The organism is Brevibacterium sediminis (assembly GCF_013623905.1).
Classification (GTDB): Bacteria; Actinomycetota; Actinomycetes; order Actinomycetales; family Brevibacteriaceae; genus Brevibacterium; species Brevibacterium sediminis.
The window spans coordinates 29,975-56,010 of sequence record NZ_JABKDD010000009.1; the positions used below are offsets into that span (position 1 = coordinate 29,975).

General features: G+C 64.5%; 17 protein-coding genes. 4 read left to right on the top strand and 13 right to left on the bottom strand.

The features are described from left to right. Positions 1-4 precede the first annotated feature (4 nt). From rpsJ to rpsL, 5 genes are all read right to left on the bottom strand, one after another. On the bottom strand, positions 5-313 hold the full coding sequence (gene rpsJ, locus HK108_RS12690) for a 30S ribosomal protein S10 (RefSeq protein WP_009379191.1): 309 nt from the start codon (positions 311-313) through the stop codon (positions 5-7). 511 nt (positions 314-824) lie between these two features. Next, positions 825-2,018 carry an elongation factor Tu gene (tuf, locus tag HK108_RS12695; RefSeq protein WP_139468554.1) on the bottom strand — a complete coding sequence of 398 codons (1,194 nt, stop codon included), beginning with the start codon at positions 2,016-2,018 and terminating at the stop codon, positions 825-827. Between the two features lie 116 nt (positions 2,019-2,134). After that, positions 2,135-4,240, bottom strand: coding sequence for an elongation factor G (fusA, locus tag HK108_RS12700; RefSeq protein ID WP_172173599.1), 2,106 nt, complete (start codon positions 4,238-4,240; stop codon positions 2,135-2,137). A 99-nt stretch (positions 4,241-4,339) separates the two neighbouring features. Further along, the gene (gene rpsG, locus HK108_RS12705) at positions 4,340-4,810 is read right to left on the bottom strand and encodes a 30S ribosomal protein S7 (protein WP_039206341.1); all 471 of its coding nucleotides are present in this window, start codon (positions 4,808-4,810) and stop codon (positions 4,340-4,342) included. After that, positions 4,810-5,184: a 30S ribosomal protein S12 gene (gene rpsL / locus HK108_RS12710; RefSeq protein ID WP_025777935.1), complete on the bottom strand. Its 375-nt coding sequence runs from the start codon at positions 5,182-5,184 to the stop codon at positions 4,810-4,812. Before rpsL ends, rpsG begins: the two co-directional genes overlap by 1 nt. A 556-nt stretch (positions 5,185-5,740) precedes the next feature. Between rpsL and HK108_RS12715 the strand changes: the two genes are divergently transcribed. Both HK108_RS12715 and katG read left to right on the top strand, forming a co-directional pair. Next, positions 5,741-6,217, top strand: coding sequence for a Fur family transcriptional regulator (locus HK108_RS12715; protein ID WP_181271777.1), 477 nt, complete (start codon positions 5,741-5,743; stop codon positions 6,215-6,217). Positions 6,218-6,337: 120 nt separating this feature from the next. Next, positions 6,338-8,545, top strand: coding sequence for a catalase/peroxidase HPI (gene katG, locus HK108_RS12720; protein ID WP_139468557.1), 2,208 nt, complete (start codon positions 6,338-6,340; stop codon positions 8,543-8,545). A gap of 98 nt (positions 8,546-8,643) precedes the next feature. On the opposite strand, the gene HK108_RS12725 is transcribed toward katG, so the two are convergent. The 5 genes from HK108_RS12725 to HK108_RS12745 all read right to left on the bottom strand — a co-directional run bounded on the left by HK108_RS12725 (position 8,644) and on the right by HK108_RS12745 (position 15,262). Continuing rightward, positions 8,644-9,456, bottom strand: a complete 813-nt coding sequence (locus tag HK108_RS12725) for a hypothetical protein (protein WP_181271778.1) — start codon at positions 9,454-9,456, stop codon at positions 8,644-8,646. A 91-nt stretch (positions 9,457-9,547) separates the two neighbouring features. Further along, positions 9,548-11,083: a sensor histidine kinase gene (locus tag HK108_RS12730; protein WP_181271779.1), complete on the bottom strand. Its 1,536-nt coding sequence runs from the start codon at positions 11,081-11,083 to the stop codon at positions 9,548-9,550. Further along, entirely contained in the window at positions 11,080-11,796 is a 717-nt protein-coding gene (locus tag HK108_RS12735; RefSeq protein WP_139468560.1) for a response regulator transcription factor, read from the bottom strand. The genes HK108_RS12730 and HK108_RS12735 overlap by 4 nt, the downstream gene beginning before the upstream one ends. Before the next feature lie 15 nt (positions 11,797-11,811). Next, positions 11,812-14,004, bottom strand: a complete 2,193-nt coding sequence (locus HK108_RS18920; RefSeq protein WP_181271780.1) for an ArnT family glycosyltransferase — start codon at positions 14,002-14,004, stop codon at positions 11,812-11,814. Further along, the gene (locus HK108_RS12745; protein ID WP_181271781.1) at positions 13,997-15,262 is read right to left on the bottom strand and encodes a glycosyltransferase; all 1,266 of its coding nucleotides are present in this window, start codon (positions 15,260-15,262) and stop codon (positions 13,997-13,999) included. Before HK108_RS12745 ends, HK108_RS18920 begins: the two co-directional genes overlap by 8 nt. 147 nt (positions 15,263-15,409) lie before the next feature. Here HK108_RS12745 and HK108_RS12750 point away from each other — a divergent pair, with 147 nt between their 5' ends. After that, positions 15,410-16,096, top strand: coding sequence for a DUF1707 SHOCT-like domain-containing protein (locus HK108_RS12750; protein ID WP_139468562.1), 687 nt, complete (start codon positions 15,410-15,412; stop codon positions 16,094-16,096). Next, complete coding sequence (locus tag HK108_RS12755) at positions 16,093-17,118, top strand: ATP-dependent 6-phosphofructokinase (protein ID WP_139468563.1); 1,026 nt, start codon at positions 16,093-16,095, stop codon at positions 17,116-17,118. The genes HK108_RS12750 and HK108_RS12755 overlap by 4 nt, the downstream gene beginning before the upstream one ends. Before the next feature lie 170 nt (positions 17,119-17,288). Here the strand turns inward: HK108_RS12755 and HK108_RS12760 are convergent, their stop codons facing one another. The 3 genes from HK108_RS12760 to HK108_RS12770 all read right to left on the bottom strand — a co-directional run bounded on the left by HK108_RS12760 (position 17,289) and on the right by HK108_RS12770 (position 25,994). Beyond that, positions 17,289-21,161, bottom strand: coding sequence for a DNA-directed RNA polymerase subunit beta' (locus HK108_RS12760; RefSeq protein ID WP_181271782.1), 3,873 nt, complete (start codon positions 21,159-21,161; stop codon positions 17,289-17,291). A gap of 68 nt (positions 21,162-21,229) precedes the next feature. After that, positions 21,230-24,709, bottom strand: coding sequence for a DNA-directed RNA polymerase subunit beta (gene rpoB / locus HK108_RS12765; RefSeq protein ID WP_139907294.1), 3,480 nt, complete (start codon positions 24,707-24,709; stop codon positions 21,230-21,232). Positions 24,710-24,935: 226 nt separating this feature from the next. Further along, the gene (locus tag HK108_RS12770; protein WP_181271783.1) at positions 24,936-25,994 is read right to left on the bottom strand and encodes a GNAT family N-acetyltransferase; all 1,059 of its coding nucleotides are present in this window, start codon (positions 25,992-25,994) and stop codon (positions 24,936-24,938) included. Positions 25,995-26,036 lie beyond the last annotated feature (42 nt).

A 26,036-nucleotide genomic window follows, 5' to 3' on the forward strand; every position in this document is an offset into this window, starting at 1 on the left:
TCCCTTAGAGCTTGATCTCGATGTTGACGTCGTCAGCGAGGTCGAGACGCATCAGCGAATCGACTGCCTTCGGCGTCGGGTCGACGATGTCGATCAGACGCTTGTGCGTGCGCATCTCGAAATGCTCACGGCTGTCCTTGTATTTGTGCGGCGAACGGATGACGCAGTAAACGTTCTTCTCCGTTGGCAACGGCACGGGGCCCACAACAGTCGCACCTGCGCGAGTGACGGTGTCCACGATCTTGCGTGCAGCACTGTCAATCACAGCGTGATCGTACGACTTGAGCCGAATGCGGATCTTCTGTCCCGCCATGGCGTCGTCTCTTTCTTTAGTTGCTTCCGGCCATCAACTCGCAGAGTGTCGGAGACTCTCTGCCGTCTGTGCCGGCTGACCATGACCGACCCCCGAGGTCGGGCGTGTCGGCTGGTCCTGGCGGAGAAATTCTCACTTCTCCCCCAAGCGCCGACGGCGCTTCTACTCATTGGCTGCTCGGTCCGAACCCGCATCATGCAGATTCATCGATCCGATAGTGTTTCAGGCTGTTCGCGGTATCACTACCGCAGTGCAGGGGTCAACGCCCAAAACGCAACTTCACTATCTTGTCATAGAGCACTTCACCCGCGCAATTCCGGGGACGGCGGCTGTGAGGGAACTCTCAAGGACGGCGCGAACCCGAATCATGCCGGTCCCCATTCTGACGGCGCTGCGGAACTTCCCCAAACTGCATCATCCTACCGGTGCTCGGCTGTTACGGTCCGAACATGCGGAAGGGCCGCAGTTCCGAAGAACTGCGGCCCTAGCCGGTGGTACTCAGTGAGTCAGATCAGGCGTTGATCTTGGTGACTCGACCGGCGCCGACGGTGCGTCCACCCTCGCGGATAGCGAAGCGGAGGCCGTCCTCCATAGCGATCGGCTGGATGAGCTCGACCGACATGTCGGTGTTGTCGCCGGGCATGACCATCTCGGTGCCCTCAGGCAGCGTGATGACGCCGGTGACGTCCGTGGTCCGGAAGTAGAACTGCGGACGGTAGTTCGAGTAGAACGGGTTGTGACGTCCGCCCTCGTCCTTGCTCAGGATGTAGACCTGAGCTTCGAACTTGGTGTGCGGGGTGATCGAACCCGGCTTCACGATGACCTGACCGCGCTCCACGTCTTCGCGCTTGGTGCCGCGCAGAAGCAGACCGACGTTCTCACCTGCACGGGCATCCGGCAGGGTCTTGCGGAACATCTCGATGGCGGTGACGGTCGTCTTGGACGACTTCTCCTTGATGCCGACGATTTCGATTTCGTCGTTCGGCAGGAGGACGCCGCGCTCGACACGACCGGTGACGACGGTTCCACGACCGGTGATCGTGAAGACGTCCTCAACAGGCATGAGGAACGGCTTGTCGACATCGCGCTCCGGCTCGGGAACGTTCTCGTCGACGGCTTCCATGAGTTCCTGAACGCTCTTGACCCACTTCTCGTCGCCTTCCAGCGCCTTGAGAGCGGACACCGGGACGACAGGAGCGTTGTCTCCGTCGAATTCCTGGCTGGAGAGCAGATCGCGAACCTCGAATTCGACGAGCTCGAGGAGCTCTTCGTCATCGACCATGTCGGACTTGTTCAGAGCCACGACGATGTAGGGAACGCCGACCTGACGAGCGAGCAGCACGTGCTCACGGGTCTGGGGCATCGGGCCGTCGGTGGCGGCAACGACGAGGATCGCACCGTCCATCTGAGCGGCACCGGTGATCATGTTCTTCACGTAGTCGGCGTGACCCGGGGCATCGACGTGAGCGTAGTGACGCTTCTCCGTCTGGTACTCAACGTGCGAGACGTTGATGGTGATGCCGCGCTCCTTCTCCTCAGGTGCGTTGTCGACCTGGTCGAAGGCGCGAGCCTCGTTGAGATCCGGGTACTGATCCGCCAGGACCTTGGTGATCGCAGCGGTCAGGGTGGTCTTTCCGTGGTCAACGTGGCCGATGGTGCCGATGTTGACGTGCGGCTTAGTCCGTTCGAAACTAGCCTTTGCCACTGGGTTCCTCCTCGTGGTTGTCAAAAGATATGCGGTTCATATCTTAGACCTTTTGTTGGTTATCTTTCATTCCGGCGACCATGTTCTTGATCACCGGGGCGACCGGAATTCGGAGATTACTCTCCGCCGCGCACCTTCTGGATGATCTCCTCGGCAACAGCCTTCGGGACCTCCGCATAGCTGGAGAACGTCATCGAGTACACCGCACGGCCCTGGGTCTTCGACCGCAGATCACCGATGTAACCGAACATCTCCGAGAGCGGGACCACAGCCTTGACGACCTTCACACCGGAAGCATCGTCCATCGACTGAATCTGTCCACGCCGGGAATTCAGGTCGCCGATGACGTCACCCATGTATTCCTCAGGGGTACGCACCTCGACGTCCATGACCGGTTCGAGAAGAACCGGGTTCGCCCGCTGGACAGCCTCCTTGAAGACCATCGAGCCGGCGATCTTGAATGCCATCTCCGAAGAGTCGACATCGTGGTAGGCGCCGTCGACCAGAGTGGCCTTGACTCCCACCATGGGGTAACCGGCGAGGGCACCGAACTGCATGGCGTCCTGGATGCCGGCGTCGACGCTCGGAATGTACTCGCGCGGAACGCGTCCGCCCGTGATGGCATTCTCGAACTCGTAAATCGTATCGCCTTCGACCTCGAGGGGCTCGAAGGTGACCTGGACCTTCGCGAACTGTCCCGATCCACCCGTCTGCTTCTTGTGGGTGTAATCGTACTTCTCGACAGTGCGACGGATGGTCTCGCGGTAGGCGACCTGCGGCTTGCCGACGTTCGCCTCGACCTTGAACTCGCGACGCATGCGGTCGACGAGGATGTCGAGGTGCAGCTCGCCCATTCCGCGGATGACGGTCTGGCCGGTCTCGTCGTCAAGCTCGACCTGGTATGTCGGGTCTTCCTTGACGAACTTCTGGATGGCCGAGGACAGCTTCTCCTGGTCGCCCTTGGTCTTCGGCTCGATGGCCACGGAGATCACAGGCTCCGGGAAGGTCATCGATTCGAGAGCGATCGGGTTCGCCGGGTCGCTCAGGGTGTCGCCCGTCGTGGTCTCCTTGAGACCGATAAAGGCGTAGATGTGACCTGCGAATGCCTCTTCGACAGGGTTCTCCTTGTTGGAGTGCATCTGGAAGAGCTTCCCGATGCGCTCCTTCTTGCCCGACGAGGTGTTGAGCACCTGATCACCGGACTTGACGTGACCGGAGTACACGCGCACGTAGGTCAGCGATCCGAAGAACGGGTGCGAGGCGACCTTGAAGGCCAGAGCCGAGAACGGCTCGTCCGTCGAAGGCTTGCGGGTCAGTTCCTCTTCGTCGTTGTTCGGGTTGTGTCCGATCATCGGAGGCACGTCGAGCGGCGACGGGAGGTAGTCGATGACCGCGTCGAGCATGGGCTGCACGCCCTTGTTCTTGTACGCGGAACCGCACATGACCGGGAAGGCCTCGGACTTGATGACGAGTTCGCGGATACCGGCCTTGACGTCAGCCGTCGTGAGCTCTTCGCCCTCGAGGTACTTCTCCATGAGCTCCTCCGAGCTCTCGGCGACGTCCTCGACGAGCTGCGCACGGTACTGAACAGCCTTGTCCTTGAGATCCTCGGGGATCTCGATCTCGGTGATGTCCTGACCCATCTTGGTCTCATCGGGCCAGACATAGGCCTTCATCTCAAGCAGATCGACGATACCGGCGAAGTCGCTTTCGGCACCGATCGGAAGCTGAATGACCAGCGGCTTCGCGCCGAGACGTTCCTTGATGGTGTCGACGGTGAAGTAGAAGTCAGCACCGAGCTTGTCCATCTTGTTGACGAAGCAGACGCGCGGAACGTCGTACTTGTCGGCCTGACGCCACACGGTCTCGGACTGGGGCTCAACGCCCTCCTTGCCGTCGAACACAGCGACAGCGCCGTCGAGGACGCGCAGCGAACGCTCGACCTCGACCGTGAAGTCAACGTGACCGGGGGTGTCGATGATGTTGATCTGATTATCGTGCCAGTAGCAGGTCGTCGCGGCCGACGTGATCGTGATGCCGCGTTCCTTCTCCTGGTCCATCCAGTCCATGGTGCCGGCGCCGTCGTGGGTCTCGCCCATCTTGTAGTTCACGCCGGTGTAGAAGAGGATGCGTTCGGTCGTAGTTGTCTTACCGGCATCGATATGGGCCATGATGCCGATATTACGGACCTTGTTCAGGTCGCTGAGCACGTCAAGTGCCACGGTGTCTCTCTCTCAATCGATGATTTGCTCGACTCCCCTGCGCTGCCGGCCGACAGAACTCACGGACGAGGTCCGCCGACCGGCGCACAGGGCAGGCGACTACCAGCGGTAGTGGGCGAAGGCCTTGTTGGACTCGGCCATCTTGTGAGTGTCCTCGCGGCGCTTGACTGCTGCGCCGAGGCCGTTGCCGGCGTCCAGGATCTCATTCATGAGTCGTTCGGTCATGGTCTTCTCACGGCGCTGGCGGGAGTATCCCACGAGCCACCGCAGAGCCAGGGTGGTCGAACGAGCCGGACGAACATCAATCGGCACCTGGTAGGTCGCGCCGCCGACACGGCGGGAGCGGACCTCGAGGGACGGACGGATGTTGTCGAGAGCCTTCTTCAGGTTGACAACGGGGTCGTTGCCGTTCTTCTCGCGGGTGCCTTCGAGGGCACCGTAGACGATCCGCTCTGCGGTCGAGCGCTTGCCGTCGAGCAGGATCTTGTTGATCAGCTGCGTGACGAGCGGTGAGCTGAAGACCGGGTCAACGACGATCGGTCGCTTGGGTGCAGGACCTTTACGTGGCATTACTTCTTCTCCCTCTTCGCACCGTACTTGCTGCGGGCCTGCTGGCGACCCTTGACACCCTGGGTGTCGAGCGAACCGCGGACGATCCGGTAGCGAACACCGGGCAGATCCTTGACGCGGCCACCGCGCACGAGCACGATCGAGTGCTCCTGCAGGTTGTGTCCCTCGCCCGGGATGTATGCGGTCACTTCGATCTGGCTCGAAAGCTTGACACGAGCGACCTTGCGAAGAGCCGAGTTCGGCTTCTTGGGGGTAGTGGTGTACACACGGGTGCACACTCCACGACGCTGCGGGCTGCCCTTGAGGGCAGGAGCGTCCGATCCTGCTGTATTGACATGCCGTCCCTTGCGGACGAGCTGTTGGATAGTCGGCACTAAGCGTTCTCCATTTGCTTCTCGATAGACCTAATTCCCAATTCCGGCCACGACCGCAGTCGTCTCTGTGAACCGTGGGACATATCCGACCGGACACCGGGTGAAGCTTGGCTCCCGATGCCAGTAACCACGCGAGTCATCGACCCCTGCGCCCGGGTGTGTCGCAAGGACACGGAAGCGCAGCGACGACTTCTCGGCGGCCTGCAGCGACGACTTCTCTCAAGGATTCCGGGCCTCACAGAACACCCGGCAGGATCGATCGACGACGCAGATAACACAATCAGTCGCCTACCAGAATATCTCTCTCGAGCACGTCTGGTCAAAATGGCGATCATGCATCCTACCCCGCCCTGCCGCGGAAATCACGCTCCAGATGGTTCACCCCGAGGATCACGCCTCTCACCTCGGACGACTCAGAACCACGTCATGTTCCTCGACTGCCGTCGAACCGCACCACCCGGACACCGGCACCCGCAGCGCGTCCCGACGGCCGCCTCGGCGAGAACCTGTCATCACTTTCCTTGACTCGTTCAAGAGAAGCAGGCATTCTGGTGCTGTGAACGGGACGAAGCATGAACACGACGAAGACGCCGCCGCAGCTCTGCGGCAGACGTCGCTGCGTGTGACGAAACAGCGGGTCGCAGTCCTCGATGCCGTGCGGGATCACCCGCATGCGGATACCGAGACCGTGATCCGCTCGGTGCGGGAATCGCTGCCGGCGGTCTCCCACCAGGCTGTCTATGACTCGCTCCACACTCTCACCGAGGTAGGGCTGCTGCGCTGCATCAAGCCTTCGGGCTCGGTGGCTCGGTACGAGCGCCGGATCGGGGACAATCACCATCATCTGGTGTGCCGGTCATGCAGTCTCATCGTCGATGTCGACTGCACGATCGGTCAGGCTCCGTGCCTGACGCCGTCCCACGATGCCGGCTTCGTCATCGATCAGGCCGAAGTGACATTCTGGGGCATGTGCCCCGACTGCACGGCCGCCGGTGCTCAGCTGACCGGCGACGATCAGTTCTCGGCCGTGTGACCCCGGCTTCCGTTCACCACCACCCGTCCTCTTTCGAGGACACGACTATGCCCTTTCTGCGAGGGTTGCCCATCCCGTCATCCGAGTCGTCGAACGCGACTCGACTGTGAAAGGAACACGATGACCCAGACGACCACCGGCGGCTGCCCGGTCGCCCACACTTCCACGGAGCCGGCCGCGGCGCCGGATTCCGACCAGCTGGTCAACCCCGTCCAGGGTGATGCCAACGCTCAGTGGTGGCCGAACCGCCTCAACCTCAAGATCCTCGCCAAGGGTCAGCCGGCACGCGACCCCATGGACCCTGACTTCGACTACGACGCGGAGTTCAACAGCCTCGACTACTTCCAGCTCAAGGCCGACATCGAAGCCCTGCAGAAGGACAACCAGGACTGGTGGTCCGCTGATTTCGGACACTACGGTCCGTTCATGATCCGCATGGCCTGGCACTCGGCCGGCACCTACCGCGTGCAGGACGGCCGCGGAGGCGGCGGCGAGGGTCAGCAGCGCTTCGCACCTCTGAACTCCTGGCCCGACAATGTCTCGCTCGACAAGGCTCGCCGTCTGCTGTGGCCGGTGAAGAAGAAGTACGGAAAGAAGATCTCCTGGGCCGACCTCTTCATCCTCGCCGGCAACGTCGCGCTCGAGTCGATGGGCTTCAAGACCTTCGGCTTCGCCGGCGGACGCAAGGACGTCTGGGAACCCGACAATGATGTGTACTGGGGCTCCGAGACCGAATGGCTGGGCACCGACAAACGCTACGTGGGCAACCGTGAGCTGCAGAAGCCCCTGGCGGCGACGACCATGGGCCTCATCTACGTCAACCCCGAGGGCCCGGAGGGCGAACCCGATCCGGTCAAGGCCGCGATCGACATCCGCGAGACCTTCGGACGCATGGCCATGAACGACGAGGAGACCGTCGCCCTCATCGCCGGCGGACACACCTTCGGCAAGACGCACGGCGCCGGTCCCGAATCGCACAAGGGAGCCGACCCGGAAGCCGCTCCGCTCGAAGAGCAGGGCCTGGGCTGGAAGTCCGATTTCGGCACGGGGCAGGGCAACGACTCCATCGGCTCGGGCATCGAGGTCACGTGGACCTACCACCCGACCCGCTGGGACAACGAGTTCTTCCACATTCTCTTCGCCTACGAGTGGGAGGTCTTCGAGAACGAAGGCGGACACCTGCAGTGGCGTCCCAAAGACGGCGGCGGGGACGATATGGTCCCCATGGCCCAGGGCGACGGACGTCGCGAGCCCCGTATGCTCACGACCGACCTGTCGCTGCGCTTCGACCCGGCGTACGAGAAGATCTCGCGCCGCTTCAAGGACGACCAGAAAGCGTTCGAAGATGCTTTCGCTCGCGCCTGGTTCAAGCTCACCCACCGCGATATGGGCCCGGCGACCCGTTACCTCGGCCCCGAAGCTCCGAGCGAAGAGCTCATCTGGCAGGACCCGGTTCCGGCCGGCACCCCGCTCGATGACGCCGGCCTCGAAGCCGTCAAGTCCGCCGTCCGCGAGTCCGGGTTGACCGTCTCGCAGCTCGTGTCGACGACATGGGCCGCGGCCTCGTCGCACCGCGTCTCGGACATGCGCGGCGGCGTCAACGGAGGTCGTCTCCGTCTCGAACCGCAGCGCAGCTGGGAGGCCAATGAGCCTGCCAAGCTCGCCGAGGTGCTTCCCGTGCTCGAGGGCATCGCCGAGTCCACCGGCGCATCGTTTGCCGATGTGCTGGCGATCGCCGGTGCTGTCGGCGTCGAGACCGCTGCCGCGGCGGCCGGTCACTCGATCACGGTTCCGGTCTCCACCGGACGCGGCGACGCCACCCAGGAACAGACCGATGTCGACTCGTTCGGCTACCTCGAGCCGACCCACGACGGTTTCCGCAACTACCTCACCGAGGGACTTCCGCTCAAGGCCGAGTACCTCCTGCTCGACAAGGCCAGCCTGCTGGGTCTCACCCCGCCGGAGCTCACGGTCCTCATCGGCGGGCTCCGCGTCCTCGGTGCGAACTACGAAGATTCCGAGCTCGGTGTCTTCACCGATCGCCCCGGCGAGCTGACGAACGACTTCTTCGTCAATCTGCTCGACCTCGGTAACGTCTGGAAGCCCGTCGGACCGTCAGAGACGGCCAATGTCTACGAGTGCTTCTCCCCCGAGGGCGAGAAGCTGTGGACCGGCAGCCGGATCGACCTCCTGTTCGGAGCGAACTCCGAACTGCGTGCGATCGCCGAGGTCTACGGCTCGGATGACGCGAACGAGAAGTTCGTCGCCGACTTCGTCAAGGCCTGGACGAAGCTCGTCGAAGCCGACCGCTTCGACCTCAAGCGCTGATCCGGCGACGGTCACCGAGGTGACCGACGCGTCAGCATGACGATGCCCCCACCGATCGGTGGGGGCATCGTCTTTGCTGCGCCGATATCAGACAGCGTTCACTCCTCCCGGTTGAGGACGGCGAATCCGGTGAAGATCCGGTCGAAGTGCGTGACGGCTGCGTTCTCGATCGTCGTCTCGTCGGTGTCCGCCGACGTGGTGCCAGCGCCTGCGTCCGATCCGTCGGAGTCAGAGGCGCTGCCGTCCGAGCTGGATCCGTCAGAGCTGGATCCGTCAGAGGAGCTCCCGGAGTCGGCGCTGCCGCTCTGATTACCCTGCATTCCGTTGGCCTGTCCGCCGGGCATGCCTCCGCCGTTCGATTGTCCTCCGGGCATTCCGCCGCCATTCGACTGTCCGCCGCCATCCTGAGCACCGCCCTGTTGGCCGCCCATTCCACCGGGTCCGTTCTGGCCTCCCGGGCCCTGACTCGTCCCCGAATCGTTCTTCGCCATGACCGCCGATGCACCGATCGCTCCTCCGGCGAGACCGCCGACGACGAAGAGAGCCGATCCGGCGAGCACTGCGGGGATGAGCGGGACGCGTCGCTTCTGCTTACGTGGTCCCTCGGAACCGCCGGACTGGGCGATCGGAGCGGACCGGTCATAGGGGTTCACCCACGGCCGCTGTCCCTCCGGGCTCCCGGCCCGCGGATCGGGTGCCGAGCGGGTCGTCTGCTCGCCCCATTCGTTCGCTCTGCCCTGGACCCCCGGATCCGATTGCATCGCCCAGTTGGGTCCGGCATGAGGTCCTGCCGTGCCCTCCTGAGCTTCGACCCTACGGGTGCTGTCTGCGGCGTTCGGGCCCGACGCTGTGTTCTCCGCGTGGTTGCGGTCCGGACCGGGGTTCTGGTCGGGGTTCTGGTTCTCGGTCATGGAATCTCCTCTGGTTGTCGGTGATTCCACTCTCCGCCGACTCGCTGTAGCCCCTCCCAGTCGTGCCTGTGGCCAACCTGTGCGACTCGCCTCAGGCGGCAGGCAGGCGCAGCTCGAAGCTCGTACCAGCGTCCGTGGTCGACATCGAGATGCCGCCGCGCATGAGTTCGACGAGTCCGGCGGCGATCGACAGTCCCAGCCCCGAGGAACCTCCCTTGGCTCCGTCCTGCCGTGCCCGCGAGGGGTCTCCACGCACGAAGCGGTCGAAGACCCGGTCCCGGATTTCGGGCGGAATGCCCCCACCGTCGTCGCTGATGCGGATCGCCACGACATCGCTGGGCAGCTGCCCGGAGACCGGCTTCCGGGCCGCCAGTGCCTCGACGTGCACGCTGGTGCCCGGGGGCGTGTGCACACAGGCGTTGGTGAGCACGATCGACACGACCCGACGGACCTGATCGGCTGCTCCGCGCACCTCGAGGGCCTCCGGGGGAACATCGAGGGAGATCGAATGGTCGGGATTGACCACATGGGCGTCCTCGACGAGTTCGACGAGCAGGGAGGAGACGTCGACGGTGTCCTCCCTCGTCGGCTGGCGGCCGGCTTCGAGTCGGGCGAGGAGGAGGAGATCATCGACGAGGGAGGACATCCGCATCGCTCCTGAATCGATCTTGCCCAAGGAGGTGGCCACCTCGGCGGGCAGATCATCACGGTACGGGCGGGTGAGGTCGGCCCAGCCGCGGATCGTCGCGATCGGAGTGCGCAGCTCATGGGAGGCGTCGGCGACGAAGCGGCGCATCTGCTCCGTGCCGCGGTAGCGCTCTTCGAGGGCGGAGCCGACGTGGTCGAGCATCCGATTGACCGAGGCTCCCACATCGCCGACCTCCGTGCCCGGCACCGCCAGCTCGGCGGGAACCCGCAGCGCGAGCTCGGGTTTGCCGGCGCTCAGCTCCAGGTCGGCGACCTCCCTGGCAGTGCGGGCGACGTCGCGCAGGTCCCGCAGCTGGCGGTGGATGATCACCGCCATGAGCGCAGCCGTGGCGATGACGCCGATGAGGACGACGAACGCGGTCGTCCAGGCGGTGCGTTCGAGCGCGGAGTCCACGCTGCCCTGCGGGACACCGTAGACGGTGGTGGTTGCGCCGTCATCGAAGGCCACGACCCGGTAGGCGCCGAACCCGGGCACCCGCACGGACTCATGGGCGGATTCGCCGCCGTGAGCATCGACGTCGAGCAGGGCATCGATCGCTTCGGCGGACAAAGAGCGCGGACGGGTCAGCCCCGCCTCGGCGATGAGCCCCTCTCCCCCGTCGCCGGAATCGACGACGACGAGAGCTCCGTCGCCGACCCCCGGCTGGAAGAGATAGCGCAGAGCCGAATCGACCGCCGCCACCGAGTCGTCGCCCCCACCGGAGGCGCCCGGATTGCCGCTCGTCCCGGGGCCCGCACCGGGGCCGTCACCCGAGCGTGCATGCGAGGTCATCGACGTCAGCTGGGCGTCGAGGTCGGTCATCAGAGATCCGCGCACGCTCAGCCAGGAGGCGGTGCCGATTCCGGCGCCGACGAGGAGGAGGACGAGACCGGCGAGGACGATGAGCCTCGTCTGCAGCCGCCAGCGACGCAGAGTCACTGTTCCGCCCGCATGATGTAGCCGGCCCCGCGCTTCGTGTGGAACAGGTTCGGCAGGTCCGGGAACGGCGCGTCGATCTTCTTCCGCAGATAGGAGACGTAGAGTTCGACGATGTTGCCGTTGCCGCCGAAGTCGTAGTCCCACACGCGGTCGAGGATCTGGGCCTTCGACAGCACCACCCGCGGGTTGCGCATGAACAGCAGCAGCACCTCGTATTCGCGAGCCGTCAGCTCGATCGGATGGCCGGCGCGGGTGACCTCGTGGGAGCGTTCGTCGAGTTCGAGGTCACCCACGCGCAGCACATCATCCTCATCGACCGGACCGTTCGAGGCCCCCCGGCGCAGACGCACCTCGATCCGGGCGATGACCTCATCGAGGTTGAACGGCTTCGTCACGTAGTCGTCCCCGCCCAGCCGCAGACCCGTCAGCCGGTCATCGACCTCGTCTCTGGCAGAGAGGAAGACCACCGGAGTGTCGATGCCCTCGGCTCGGATCTTCTCGATCACGGCGAACCCGTCGAGGTCGGGCAGCATGACGTCGAGGACGATCGCGTCGAAGCGTTCGCTCCTGGCCAGCGCCACGGCCTCGCGGCCGGTGCCGACTCCCTCGGCTTCCCAACCTCTGACGTGGCAGGCCATGACGAGGAGCTCGGAGAGGTTCGCCTCGTCGTCGACGATGAGGATGCGCGCCGGCGGATTCGCTGTCGGGTTCATAGCTCGATTATCCCCTCAACCCGCACTGAGATCGTAGAGCGAAACGGAGTCGACGGTCGTCACCTCATAGTTCGCCTCCACCCAGGCCGCGATCTGGGACGAGGCGGAGTCCTCGTTCCCGCCGCCTGGACCCTGACCGCCGCCGGAGCCCGATCCGATGTAGTAGTGGATCTTGCCGTCGGTCACGAGCTGTTTGAACTCGGCGAGGGTGGGCGATGGATCGGTGCCGTTGAACCCGCCGATCGCCATCACGGGCTCTTCGAGCGCGAGTTGGTATCCCGCCGCCTGATTCGCCCCCGTCGTCGCAGCCACCCACGTGTAGTCCGCGGCATCCTCTTCGAGCAGCTGCGTGAGTTCGTCGGAGGGTTCGGAGGCGCCCAGCAGACCGCCCATCCCGCCTCCTCCGCCGGGCATCCCCCCGGTACTGCCCGTGCCGGCTTCGGAATTGCGTGTCCCACCGGGCGTGCCACCGGTCGTGCCATCCGTGCCGCCGGCGCCTCCGCCGGGTCTGACGCCGCCGCCGGACATTCCGCCACCGCCGGGTCCACTGCCCATGCCCGAGCTCGTGCCGGCGATCGTGACGATCGATCCCTGCGTCGTCCCGGCGATCGTGCGCACGGCCAGCTGAGCCGGAATCGCAGCGCTGCCGAGGATGGCCAGCGCGACGAGCACCGAGGCGAGCGCCGTGCCGATCCGCCGGTGCGCGGTGACGATGAGGACCAGAGCGCCGAGGATCGAGACGATGAGCACGCACCAGCGCAGGACGCCCGGGACCCCGGTCATCTGCGAGCTGATGATGAACTGCCACGCTCCGGTCAGGGCCCAAGCCACCGCCAGCAGCAGACGTGGGAGGAATCCATCACGGGCGAGCAGCACCGCGACGCCGAGGCCGATGACGGCGGCGATCGCGGGAATGAGCGCAACCGTGTAGTACTCGTGGACGATCCCGTTCATATTCGACAGCACGAGCCACGTGACGATCAGCCATGCACCCCACATCAGCAGTCCCGCGCCGAGGCTGACCCCGCCGATTGCGCCGGACGCGCGCACCGCGAGGCCGGCGTCCTTCTCACCGTCCGTGACGGTGTCCGGGATGGTGTCCGTCGAACGTGTTCCGGTCGGAACGGTTCCGTCCGTGACGGTGGGGACACGGCGACGGCGGGCCGCCTCGGCGAGGATGAGGAGAACGATCGTCACGATCAGGAGGAACAGTGCGGTGGGCAGGAACCACGACACCTGCTGGCCGAAGCTGCCGGTGAACAGGCGGGTGACGCCCGTCTCGCCCCATCCGCCGCCCTGGCCGCCGCCTCCTCCGCCGACCGACCCGATCTCGTTGCCGGTCAGCCGTCCGAAGCCGTTGTAGCCGAAGGTGAGCTCGAGGAAGGAGTTCGACTGCGAGCCGCCGACGTAGGGTCGGGAGCCTGCAGGGGTGAGCTCGACGAGGGCGATCCACCAGCCGGCGCTGACGATCATCGACCCGAGCGGGACGAGCAGCCACAGCAGACGGCGTGGCCAGGAGGTGCGGGCGAAGAGCACCCAGGACACAGCGAGGCCGGGGACGATGAGGAGGACCTGGAACTGTTTGGTCAGGAACCCCAGGCCGAGGCAGACTCCGGCGAGGATGAGCCAGCCGGCGATGCGGCGGGACGGGCGTCGCCGGTGGGCCTCGGTGAGCGTGCGCAGGGCGTGCTGGGTCGCGACGACCGCACCGATCATCAGGGTCACGAGCAGCGCGTCCGGGTTGTTGAACCGGAACATCAGCGCCACGACCGGGGAGACGGTGAAGATCACGCCGGCCCCCAGAGCGGCTGCCTTCTCAAGCCCTGGTCCGACATGGGACCGCAGGCTCAGCCGCACCGAATGGACGATGAGGAGCACACTCACCCCGGCCAGGAGGACCTGGGGCAGGAGCATCGAGAACGAAGAGAAGCCGAAGACCCGGGCGCTCAGGGCCATCAGCCACAGGGAGGCCGGGGGTTTGTCGACGGTGATCGCGTTCGCCGAGTCGAGGGAGCCGAAGAGGAACGCCTCCCAGTTCTCCGATCCGGCCTGCACAGCCGCCGCATAGAAGGAGTTCGCCCACCCGTTGGCCGTGAGGTTGGCGAGGAACGCCGCGATCGTGCCGAGTGTGAGCACGGTGAGTGTGATCGGGTACCAGTGCCGTCGCAGTCCGCGGGTGCGGGCATATCGGGTGGGGGTCTCAGACATGGTCGATGTCCTTGTCGTTCGGGAGCGCCGTTCCGGCTGCAGCAGTCGTAGTGGCGGGGTGGACGCTCTGGTGGGAACCGCGGGCGAAGACCCATGTGCGCATGAGCACGAACCGGACCACGGTGGCGGCGAGGTTCGCCGCCGTCAGCACGGCGAGCGTGCCGACAGTTGCCCAGGGTCCGGAGAATCCATCTGCGACGGCCAGACCTGCCGAGGTGAAGGCCAGGCACAGGCCGAAGGCCGCCAGACCCTTCAATTGGGAGGTCAGTCGGCGGTGCGGGGATCTCACCCCGAAGGTGTGGCCCCGGTTGAGGGCGGTGTTCGCGATCGTCGAAAGGAGCAGCGCAATGATGTTCGCCGTGGGTTCCGAGACGAATTGGATGCCGAGGAGGAACAGCACGGCGTAGAGCACGGTGCTGATGATCCCCACGTCGATGAAGTGGAGGATCTGCGCCCCGGTGTTCGGTGCCGGGACTTCGTGACTGGTCCGGATGCGTCCGCCCGTGCGCAGCCGGACGATGCCCTTGATGTCCTTCCACGCCGTGCTGACCACGTCGACGGAGGAGTCGGGGTCATCCGTCCAGTCCGTGCCGAACTCGTGGATGCGGTACCCGGCCCACTCGGCGATAGCGAGCAGCTCCGTGTCGAAGAACCACTCGCTGTCCTCGACCTGCGGGAGCAGGTCTCTCGCCGCACGCTGCGACAGCGCTTTGAAACCGCATTGAGCGTCGCTGAAGCCGACTCCGAGGCTGAGCTTGAGCAGTCGGTTGTAGCAGCGGGAGATGATCTCGCGTCTGATGCCGCGTTCGATCTCGAGACCCGGCTGCAGGCGCGAGGCGATGGCCACATCGGCCAGTCCCGAGCGGATCACCTCGACCATCGGCTCGAGGACTCGGATGTCGGTGGCGAGATCGACATCCGTATAGGCGACGATATCCGCCGTCGAGGACTGCCACACCCGGGACAGTGCGCGCCCGCGGCCTTTCTGCTCGAGCCGCACGTATTCGACGTTCGGGTGTTCGGCCGCTAGCGCTGCGGCGATTCTCGGGGTCGAATCGGTGCTCGCATTGTCGGCGATGATGATCGTGACCTCGATTCCGCGACCGGTATCGGCGGCGAGGAGAGTCTCGATCGAGACGGCCAGCGAAGCCTCCTCGTTGTAGACCGGGACGACGAGGTCGACGGTCGTGGGCGTTCGCAGGGACGGGGCTGCTGGGTGCGCTGCGGGCTGGTTCCCGGCGCTGCTCTCGTATCTCATGGAGACCACATTCGCGTCCCTGCTTAGGCCCACCATCGGTCGCAGCTGTGGCCCGGCTGTGGACGGGACGACACGACACAGCGCCCTGTCCGACCGCCTCGGCGGAAGGCCCGGTCCGTGCGGGTGATTCCCGCTACACTGGTGGCCATGGCCGAAGATGACTCCCCTGCCCCGAAGCGCCGGATCCGTGCCTCCGACAAGGACCGGGACGAGGTCCTCTCCGTGATCACGGAGGCGGTGACGAACGGACGCCTCGACCCCGAGGAGACCGCGCAGCGGCAGGATGATGCCATCTCCGCGAAGTTCCTCGACGACCTCATGCCGCTGATCGACGATCTGCCGGAGGGCCACCGACTCCACCAGAGGCTCGCCCGCCAGACCGGTCATGATCAGGAATCGGGCCCGGGGTCGGCTCTGCAGCGACGGGGACCGGCCGAGCTCAGCCCGGCCGTCGATCCTGGTTCCGCCCCACCCACGAACTCGGTGGCCATCATGTCCGGTCGTGAGATCGACGTGGCACCCGGCACCGGACAGGTCACCACATATGCGCTCATGGGCGGGGACAATATCGATCTGTGCGCCGTCATGGGACCGGGTGTGACTGTCGAGCTGGTCTCCTACTCTATGTGGGGCGGCAACGACATCTACGTCCCGCCGGGTGTGCGCATCCGCGACGAGACGATCAACATCATGGCGGGCAATGAGGTCCGTCAGTCCGCGCGGGGCGACGGATCGAACGGCACCGTCGTGCTCAAGGGCTTCTCACTCATGGCCGGACACGATGTCCATCTGGCCAAAGGCTACCGAGCAAAGGATCAGGGTCAACTGGAATGAAGATCGGCGTACTCACATCGGGCGGAGACTGCCCGGGCCTCAACGCTGTCATCCGCGGCATCGTCCGCAAGGGAATCCGCACCCACAATGCCTCATTCGTCGGCATCCGCGACGGCTGGCGTGGCCTGCTCCACGACGACATGTTCGATATGACCATGCTCGATGTCCGAGGCCTCTCCGGGCGCGGCGGCACCATCCTCGGCACCTCACGCACCCACCCGTATGAGGACGGCGGTCCCGAGCGCATGCGCGAGGTCATGGCCGCCCACGGCATCGATTCGCTCATCGCCATCGGCGGCGAAGGCACACTCGCAGGGGCCTCGCGTCTGGTCAACGAGGAGGGTCTGCACATCGTGGGCGTGCCTAAGACCATCGACAACGATCTCGGCAACACCGACTACACCTTCGGCTTCGACACCGCTCAGTCCATCGCCACGGAGGCGATCGACCGGCTGCGCACCACCGCCGAATCGCACCACCGCTGCATGGTCATCGAGGTCATGGGACGCAACGTCGGTTGGATCGCCCTGCACGCGGGCATGGCTGCGGGTGCCCATGCGATCCTCATGCCCGAGTTCCCCGTCGACTTCGACCAGATTGCCGAATGGGTGACCTCGGCCAAAGATCGCGGACGCGCACCGATCGTCGTCGTCGCAGAAGGGTTCGTTCCCGAGGGGTTCGATTCCCAGGTCGCCGACCACGGCGTGGACAACAAGGGCCGCGTCCGCCTCGGCGGGATCGCGAACTACCTCGCTCCGAAGATCGAAGAGATCACCGGAATCGAATCCCGGGCCACGATCTTGGGACACCTGCAGCGAGGCGGCTCCCCCACTGCGTACGACCGCGTACTGTCCACGCGGCTGGGCATGGCGGCGGTCGATCTCGCCCAGCATGGCCACTGGGGGAAGATGGCCAGCCTCAAAGGCACGGACATCGTCTCCGTGGAGATGTCCTCGGCCGTGCACAGCCTCAAATCGGTGCCGCTGCATCGCTGGGAAGAGGCGCAGGTGCTCTTCGGCTGAACGCTCGCGACATCTTCATCGAGAAACGGGTGGAGTGTCGAGATACGGGCACACGCCCGTGTTTCGACACTCCACCCGTTTCTCGATGCCGCAGACATGAATAGCGGGAGGGGCACCCACCGAATGGTGGATGCCCCTCCTGTCTGCCTTACGGCCGGGAGATCAGCTGATCAGCTGAATGCTCCGTAGTCGTAGTCCTCCAGCGGGATGGCGGAACCGGAATCGGCTCCGATGCCTGCGTAGAAGTCGCCGTAGCTGTTGGTGAACATCTCGGCCTTGGCCTCTTCGGTCGGCTCCACCACGAGGTTGCGGTGGGTCTGCAGGCCGGTGCCGGCAGGGATGAGCTTACCGAGGATCACGTTCTCCTTCAGCCCCATGAGCGTATCGGACTTGCCTTCCATGGCCGCCTCGGTGAGGACGCGGGTGGTCTCCTGGAAGGACGCGGCCGACAGCCACGACTCGGTGGCCAGCGACGCCTTCGTGATGCCCATCAGCTCGTCACGAGCCGATGCCGGCTGGCCGCCTTCGGCGACCACACGACGGTTCTCCGCCTGGTAGCGGCCGCGGTCGACGAGCTCACCGGGCAGCAGGTTCGTATCGCCCGACTCGATCACGGTCACGCGACGCAGCATCTGCCGCACGATGACCTCGATGTGCTTGTCGTGGATGCCCACGCCCTGCGAACGGTAGACCTTCTGAACTTCCTCGACGAGGAAGCGCTCGGCCTCACGGCGACCGCGGATGCGCAGCACCTGCTTCGGATCGACGGCACCGACGATGAGCTGCTCTCCGGCCTTGACGTGCTGACCGTCCTCGACCATGAGACGGGCACGCTTGGACACTGCGTGCTCGATCTCTTCGCTGCCGTCATCAGGGGTGATGATGACGAAGCGGGTCTTGCGGCTGTCGTCGATCTTCGCCCGTCCGGTCGCCTCGGCGATGGGGGCGAAGCCCTTCGGTGTGCGAGCTTCGAAGAGCTCGGTCACACGCGGCAGACCCTGCGTGATATCACCTGTCGAAGCGGCGGCACCACCGGTGTGGAACGTACGCATCGTCAGCTGGGTACCGGGCTCACCGATCGACTGTGCTGCGACGGTGCCGATGGCCTCGCCGATGTCGACGAGCTGGCCGGTCGCCATCGAGCGTCCGTAGTGCTCGGCGGAGATCTGCGCATCGGAATCGGCAGTCAGCACGGAGTGGACCTTGAGCTCCTCGACGCCGTTGGCCACGAGCATGTCCACCACTGCACCGGTGACATCGGACTTGGCCGGAAGGAGCACATTGCCCTCGGCGTCGGTGACATCGGAGACGGTGAGACGACCGTAGACGCTGGTCTCGGCGTACTCGTGCGGAACCAGATTGCCCTCGTGATCGCGTTCGGCGATCGGCAGGGTGATGCCCTTGTTCGACTCGGCCTCTGCCGCGCGGATGATGACATCCTGCGAGACGTCGACGAGACGACGGGTCAGGTAACCGGAGTCAGCGGTACGCAGAGCGGTATCGGCCAGACCCTTACGAGCACCGTGCGAGGCGATGAAGTACTCAAGCACTGCGAGTCCCTCACGGTAGTTCGAGACGATCGGTCGCGGGATGATCTCACCCTGCGGGTTCGTCACCAGTCCGCGCATACCGGCCAGCTGACGAACCTGCATCCAGTTACCGGAAGCACCGGACTCGACCAGACGCAGCACCGAGTTCTCCTCAGGGAAGTTCGTACGCATGATCTGGTCGACCTTCTCGGTCGTCTCCGTCCACAGCTTGACGAGCTCGTTGCGGCGCTCGTCGTCGGTGAGTGCACCGAGTTCGTACTGCTGCTGGACCTTCGTGTCGATGACCTCGGCATCGTTGATGATCTCGGTCTTCGCCTCGGGTGAGACGACGTCCGACATCGCGATGGTGATGCCCGAGCGGGTGGCCCAGTGGAAGCCGCCGGCCTTGAAGTTGTCCAGCGTGTGGGCGACCTCGACCTTCGGATACTCCTCGGCGAGGTGGTTGACGATCCGGCTCAGAGCCTTCTTGTCGATCGTGGAGTTCACGAACGCGTAGTCGGCAGGCAGGTACTCGTTGAACGTCGCGCGGCCCAGGGTGGTCGCCACGTCCAGCGGGTCGCCGGCCTCCCAGCCCTCGGGAAGCTCCATGTCCGCGTTGGGAACGACGTCTTCCAGGCGGATGGTGATCGGCGAACCGAGGTCGAGCTCTCCGCGGTCGAAGGCCATGATGGCTTCGCCCATGCCGGAGAACGCACGGCCCTCGCCGGCCAGTCCCTTGCGCTCGGAGGTGAGGTGGAACAGACCGATGATCATATCCTGCGAAGGCATGGTCACGGGCTTGCCGTCCGAGGGCTTGAGGATGTTGTTGGCCGAGAGCATGAGGATGCGGGCCTCGGCCTGCGCCTCGGGGCTCAGCGGCAGGTGCACAGCCATCTGGTCACCGTCGAAGTCAGCGTTGAACGCCGAGCAGACGAGCGGGTGCAGCTGGATGGCCTTACCCTCGATGAGCTGCGGCTCGAACGCCTGGATGCCCAGACGGTGCAGGGTCGGTGCACGGTTGAGCAGCACGGGGTGTTCGGTGATGACCTCTTCGAGGACGTCCCACACCTGCGGATGCTGGCGCTCCACCATGCGCTTGGCCGACTTGATGTTCTGAGCGTGGTTGAGATCGACCAGGCGCTTCATCACGAAGGGCTTGAACAGCTCGAGAGCCATGGTCTTCGGCAGACCGCACTGGTGCAGGTGCAGCTGCGGACCGACGACGATGACCGAACGGCCCGAGTAGTCCACACGCTTACCGAGCAGGTTCTGACGGAAGCGTCCCTGCTTGCCCTTGAGCATGTCCGACAGCGACTTGAGCGGGCGGTTGCCCGGTCCGGTCACCGGACGTCCGCGACGTCCGTTGTCGAACAGCGAGTCCACGGCCTCCTGCAGCATCCGCTTCTCGTTGTTGACGATGATCTCGGGAGCACCGAGGTCGAGCAGACGCTTGAGGCGGTTGTTGCGGTTGATGACGCGACGGTAGAGGTCATTGAGGTCCGAGGTCGCGAAGCGTCCACCATCGAGCTGCACCATCGGGCGCAGCTCCGGCGGGATCACCGGAACGACGTCGAGGACCATGCCCTCGGGGTTGTTGTCGGTGGTCAGGAACGCGTTGACGACCTTGAGGCGCTTGAGCGCACGGGTCTTGCGCTGTCCCTTGCCGGTGGCGATGAGCTCACGCAGCTTCTCGGCTTCGCCTTCGAGATCGAAGTCGATGAGGCGCTTCTGGATGGCTTCGGCGCCCATGGCACCGGTGAAGTACAGGCCGAAGCGGTGGAACATCTCGCGGTACAGGCTCTCGTCACCTTCGAGGTCGTTGACCTTGAGGTTCTTGAACCGGTCCCACACCTGCTCGATACGGTCGACCTCGCGGTCGGCGTTCTTGCGCAGCTTGTCCATTTCCTTCTCAGCGGTGTCGCGCAGCTTCTTCTTGGCCTGGGCGGTTCCGCCTTCGGCCTCGAGCGCGGCGAGATCCTCTTCGAGCTTCTTGGCACGACGGTCGATGTCGGCGTCACGGCGGGTGCCGATCTGCTGCTTCTCGACGTCGATCTTGTTCTGCAGGCTGGGCAGATCACGGTGACGGGAATCCTCGTCGACCGAGGTGATCATGTAGGCCGCGAAGTAGATGACCTTCTCGAGGTCCTTCGGAGCCAGGTCCAGCAGGTAGCCCAGACGCGAGGGCACACCCTTGAAGTACCAGATGTGGGTGACGGGAGCGGCGAGCTCGAGGTGGCCCATCCGCTCACGACGCACCTTGGCACGGGTCACCTCGACGCCGCAGCGTTCGCAGATGATGCCCTTGAAGCGGACTCGCTTGTACTTTCCGCAGGCGCACTCCCAGTCACGGGTGGGGCCGAAGATCTTCTCGCAGAAGAGTCCGTCCTTCTCCGGCTTCAGGGTGCGGTAGTTGATGGTCTCAGGCTTTTTCACCTCACCGTGTGACCAGCCGCGGATGTTCTCCGTGGTGGCAAGACCGATGCGCAGTTCATCAAAGAAATTGACGTCAGGCACGTAAATCCTCTTTCCTTGCGATGAACGAATCGTTCATCAAAAAGTTGTGTCGGTTGAAGTGGAAGTACTCAGACTTCTTCTACGGTCTGTGCTTCGCGGCGGGAGAGGTCGATGCCGAGCTCTTCGGCGGCGCGGTAGACCTCGTCCTCCGACTCGCCCATCTCGACATGGCCTCCGTCGGAAGACAGGACTTCGACGTTGAGGCACAGGGACTGCATCTCCTTGATGAGGACCTTGAACGACTCCGGGATTCCCGGGTCGGGCAGGTTCTCACCCTTGACGATGGCTTCGTAGACCTTCACACGGCCTGGGATGTCATCGGACTTGATCGTCAGAAGCTCCTGCAGGGTGTAGGCGGCGCCGTAGGCCTCGAGGGCCCAGACTTCCATCTCACCGAAGCGCTGACCACCGAACTGCGCCTTTCCACCGAGCGGCTGCTGGGTGATCATCGAGTACGGTCCGGTCGAACGCGCGTGGATCTTGTCGTCGACGAGGTGGTGGAGCTTGAGCATGTACATGTAACCGACCGAGATCGGGTACGGGAACGGCTCACCGGAGCGTCCGTCGAACAGCTGGGCCTTGCCCGATGAGTCGATGAGGCGGTCCCCATCGCGGTTCGGGGTCGTCGAATCCAGCAGTCCGCGCAGCTCCTGCTCGTGCGCACCGTCGAAGACCGGGGTGGCCAGGTTGGTGCCGGCCTCGGCTTCGCGAGCGGCCTCGGGCAGCTCGGCAGCCCATTCGGGGTTGCCCTCGATCTTCCAGCCCTGCTTCGAGATCCATCCGAGGTGAACCTCGAAGACCTGTCCGATGTTCATACGACGGGGAACACCGTGCGGGTTGAGGATGACGTCGACAGGGGTGCCGTCGGCGAGGAACGGCATGTCCTCGACCGGCAGAATCGTCGAGATGACGCCCTTGTTTCCGTGACGGCCGGCCATCTTGTCACCGATGGTGATCTTGCGGCGCTGAGCCACGTAGACGCGGACCATCTGGTTGACGCCGGGCGAGAGCTCGTCGTCGTCCTCGCGGTCGAAGACGCGCACACCGATGACGGTGCCGATCTCGCCGTGGGGAACGCGCAGCGAGGTATCGCGGACCTCACGGGACTTCTCACCGAAGATCGCGCGCAGCAGGCGCTCTTCCGGGGTCAGCTCGGTCTCACCCTTCGGTGTGACCTTGCCGACGAGGATGTCACCGTCGGTGACCTCGGCGCCGATGCGGATGATTCCGCGATCGTCGAGGTCGGCCAGGGCATCGGGCGAGATGTTCGGGATGTCCCGAGTGATCTCTTCGGCACCGAGCTTGGTGTCGCGCGCATCGACTTCGTGCTCTTCGATGTGGATCGAGGAGAGCACATCGTCCTGGACGAGACGCTGCGAGAGGATGATCGCATCCTCGTAGTTGTAGCCTTCCCAGGACATGAACGCCACGAGGAGGTTCTTGCCCAGAGCCATCTCACCGTTCTCGGTGGACGGTCCGTCGGCGAGGACGGTGCCGGCCTCGACGCGGTCGCCTTCGTCGACGAGGATGCGCTGGTTGTACGAGGTGCCGTGGTTCGAACGCTTGAACTTCGCCGCCTTGTAGGTCAGCTGGGTTCCGTCGTCGGCGAGCACAGTGACGTAATCGGCCGAGACCTCGGTGATGACACCGGACTTCTCAGCGGTGATGACATCGCCGGCGTCGACGGCGGCACGGTATTCCATGCCGGTGCCCACGACCGGGGATTCGGCCATCACCAGCGGCACGGCCTGACGCTGCATGTTCGCACCCATGAGGGCGCGGTTGGCGTCGTCGTGCTCGAGGAACGGAATCAGAGCCGAAGCCACAGACACCATCTGACGTGCGGAGACGTCCATGAAGTCGATCTGGTCGTGCTGGACCAGTTCGGCCTCACCGCCGCCGCCCTTCGGACGGGCCAGGACCTCGACCTCTGCGAAGCGCTGGTCGTCGGTCAGCGGTGCGTTGGCCTGGGCGATGTTGAACTCGAGTTCGTCATCGGCGGTCAGGTACTGCGTCTCATCTGTCACGACACCGTCGACGACCTTGCGGTAAGGCGTTTCGATGAAGCCGAAGGGGTTGATGCGGGCGTAGGACGCCAGCGAACCGATCAGACCGATGTTCGGACCTTCGGGGGTCTCGATCGGGCACATGCGGCCGTAGTGCGAGGGGTGCACGTCACGGACTTCCATGGCGGCACGGTCACGCGAGAGACCGCCGGGTCCCAGTGCTGAGAGACGGCGCTTGTGGGTCAGACCCGCGAGCGGGTTGTTCTGATCCATGAACTGCGAGAGCTGCGAGGTGCCGAAGAACTCCTTGATCGCAGCCACCACGGGGCGGATGTTGATCAGGGTCTGCGGGGTGATCGCCTCGACGTCCTGAGTGGTCATGCGCTCACGCACGACGCGCTCCATCCGGGACAGACCGGTGCGGATCTGGTTCTCGATGAGCTCACCGACGGCACGGATGCGGCGGTTGCCGAAGTGATCGATGTCGTCGAGCTTGACGCTGATCTCGACCTCTTCACCGTCACGGGTGCCCTTGGCCGTGTCCACTCCGGCGTGCAGAGACACGAGGTAGCGGATGGTGGCGACGACGTCCTCGGTGGAGAGCACCGAGTCCGACAGCGGGGCTTCGACGCCGAGCTTGCGGTTGACCTTGTAGCGGCCGACCTTGGCCAGGTCGTAGCGCTTCGGGTTGAAGTACAGGTTGTTGAGCAGGTTGCGAGCGGCCTCGGCGGTCGCGGGCTCTGCCGGGCGCAGCTTCTTGTAGATGTCGAGCAGCGCTTCGTCCTGCGTGGTGACGGTGTCCTTGGCCATCGTCTCGCGGATCGATTCGAACTCGCCGAACTCTTCGAGGATCTTCGCTTCGGACCAGCCGAGGGCCTTGAGCAGAACAGTCACGGACTGCTTGCGCTTGCGGTCGAGACGAACACCGACCTGGTCGCGCTTGTCGACCTCGAACTCCAGCCAGGCACCGCGGGACGGGATGATCTTCGCGGTGAAGATGTCCTTGTCCGTGGTCTTGTCGACGCTGGATTCGAAGTAGGCGCCGGGCGAACGCACGAGCTGGGAGACGACGACGCGCTCGGTGCCGTTGACGATGAACGTGCCCTTGTCGGTCATGAGGGGGAAGTCACCCATGAACACGGTCTGGCTCTTGATCTCGCCTGTGTTGTTGTTCATGAACTCGGCGGTGACGTACAGCGGCGCCGAGTAGGTCATATCGCGTTCCTTGCACTCATCGATCGAGTACTTGGGAGCTTCAAACCGGTGCTCGCGGAACGACAGCGACATGGATCCGCCGAAGTCTTCGATCGGCGAGATCTCTTCGAAGATGTCTTCGAGTCCCGAGGTGGTTGCGACGGAGTCGTCCCCGATCTCGATGGCCTCGGCGACGCGGTCCTGCCACGCCTCCGATCCGATCAGCCAGTCGAAGCTGTCCGTCTGCAGACCGAGCAGATCGGGAACCTCGAGGGGCTCGCGAATCTTCGCGAAGGAAATTCTCTTGGGGGGATTAGCGGTCCTGGTGTTGTCGTTGGCGGCGGCCAATTGGTTCCTTCCGAGTGCTTCACCATCTGATACTTCGTCTGCCCACTCGCTCCGGCGACGTCCGGACATCTCCGACATACACGGGGTGTGTCAGATTTCGACTCCCGGCGTCGGCATGGTTCACTTGAGTGGAAATGCTGTGCCCACCGCTATATGAAGGCACACCACAGGCAGAACGATGCAAATATCAAGCTTATAGCATCTGGTCAAGTCTGGCAAGACGGTTTCAGTGCAGATTCTTCGTCCACATCCCCACCCAGGCCCACGTGGCGAATCCCGCCTGATCGTTGATCGCCAGCATCCACGAATTCTCCACGGCGTTCCACGTGTACACCCGGTCGACCGCCGTGTTCTCGGCGAGACTGCGATGATTGGCGATCTTGAGCCTGGCACCGAGGCGGTGGCCACGATGCTCGCTCAGCACCAGAGTTCCGCCCTGCCACCCGACGGTCGGCCGATCGGCCGAGTGTCCGACCTGCGTGTATCCCGCCGGCTCCCCGTCGAGGAGGGCGAGCGCCGTGGCCATGGTTTCGCCTTTTGCTTCCTTCTCTGCGTCGAGGGCCCTCACCCGCTCACCGTCCCAGGTCTCCTCTCCCCCGAATTTCGCTGCTCCCGGCACGTCGGTGCTCAGCCGGCGCTTGCACAGTGCGATGTGCTCGAGCCGCTGTTCCGGGACGGGCCCCAACCACGTCTCGATGACGTAGTCGTCGGCCTTGGCACCGAGGTCGAGCTCGGCCGCAGTTGCGGTCGGAGCGACGGAGCACCGTTCGATCTGAGCGAGCCCGTATCCGCGAGCGCTGAGGAACGACACTTCCGGCAGAGCGACCGGCAGCGTCCCGGCACCGGTATCGGCGGCAAGATGGGCCCCGCGCAGATCGGCAGTTCTGACAGACTCCGGGATCTCACAATAGGTCGACAGCGCGGTCCGTCCGTCTGCCGCCAGATCGGACTCCATCTGCTCGAGCAGGGCCGCGCCCAGTCCTCGTCGGCGCAGATCGGGTCGGACCGCGCACCAGAGCTCTGCGGTGTCGGTGTTGCTCGTCAGACGCAAGTCGGCAGTGCCCCTGGCGACGATGTCTCCGTGGTTGCGACCGATCCAGGTGAGCGTGGCCCGGTACTCGCTCCTGCTGGTCAGCGAGTGCCGCAGGTCTTCGGGAATCGGGTCGAAGTCCTCCCCCAGCCCGGATGCTCGATTGATGACAGTGTCGAAAGCCAGCAGCTCGGGTATCAATGCCTCGATTGCCGCCGGGTTGCCGTGTCCGGACCTGATCCGAGTGATCTCCATCTGTGGCCTCTGTCGTCGCTGATGGCCGCCTCGCATTGCAAT

Excerpts from the sequence above, each read along its gene's own strand:
- rpsG (WP_039206341.1), bottom strand. The coding sequence starts at position 4,810 with ATGCCACGTAAAGGTCCTGCACCCAAGCGACCGATCGTCGTTGACCCG.
- HK108_RS12750 (WP_139468562.1), top strand. The coding sequence starts at position 15,410 with ATGGCCGAAGATGACTCCCCTGCCCCGAAGCGCCGGATCCGTGCCTCC.
- HK108_RS12725 (WP_181271778.1), bottom strand. The coding sequence starts at position 9,456 with ATGACCGAGAACCAGAACCCCGACCAGAACCCCGGTCCGGACCGCAAC.
- katG (WP_139468557.1), top strand. The coding sequence starts at position 6,338 with ATGACCCAGACGACCACCGGCGGCTGCCCGGTCGCCCACACTTCCACG.
- rpsJ (WP_009379191.1), bottom strand. The coding sequence starts at position 313 with ATGGCGGGACAGAAGATCCGCATTCGGCTCAAGTCGTACGATCACGCT.
- HK108_RS18920 (WP_181271780.1), bottom strand. The coding sequence starts at position 14,004 with ATGTCTGAGACCCCCACCCGATATGCCCGCACCCGCGGACTGCGACGG.
- HK108_RS12770 (WP_181271783.1), bottom strand. The coding sequence starts at position 25,994 with ATGGAGATCACTCGGATCAGGTCCGGACACGGCAACCCGGCGGCAATC.
- HK108_RS12755 (WP_139468563.1), top strand. The coding sequence starts at position 16,093 with ATGAAGATCGGCGTACTCACATCGGGCGGAGACTGCCCGGGCCTCAAC.
- HK108_RS12745 (WP_181271781.1), bottom strand. The coding sequence starts at position 15,262 with ATGAGATACGAGAGCAGCGCCGGGAACCAGCCCGCAGCGCACCCAGCA.
- HK108_RS12735 (WP_139468560.1), bottom strand. The coding sequence starts at position 11,796 with ATGAACCCGACAGCGAATCCGCCGGCGCGCATCCTCATCGTCGACGAC.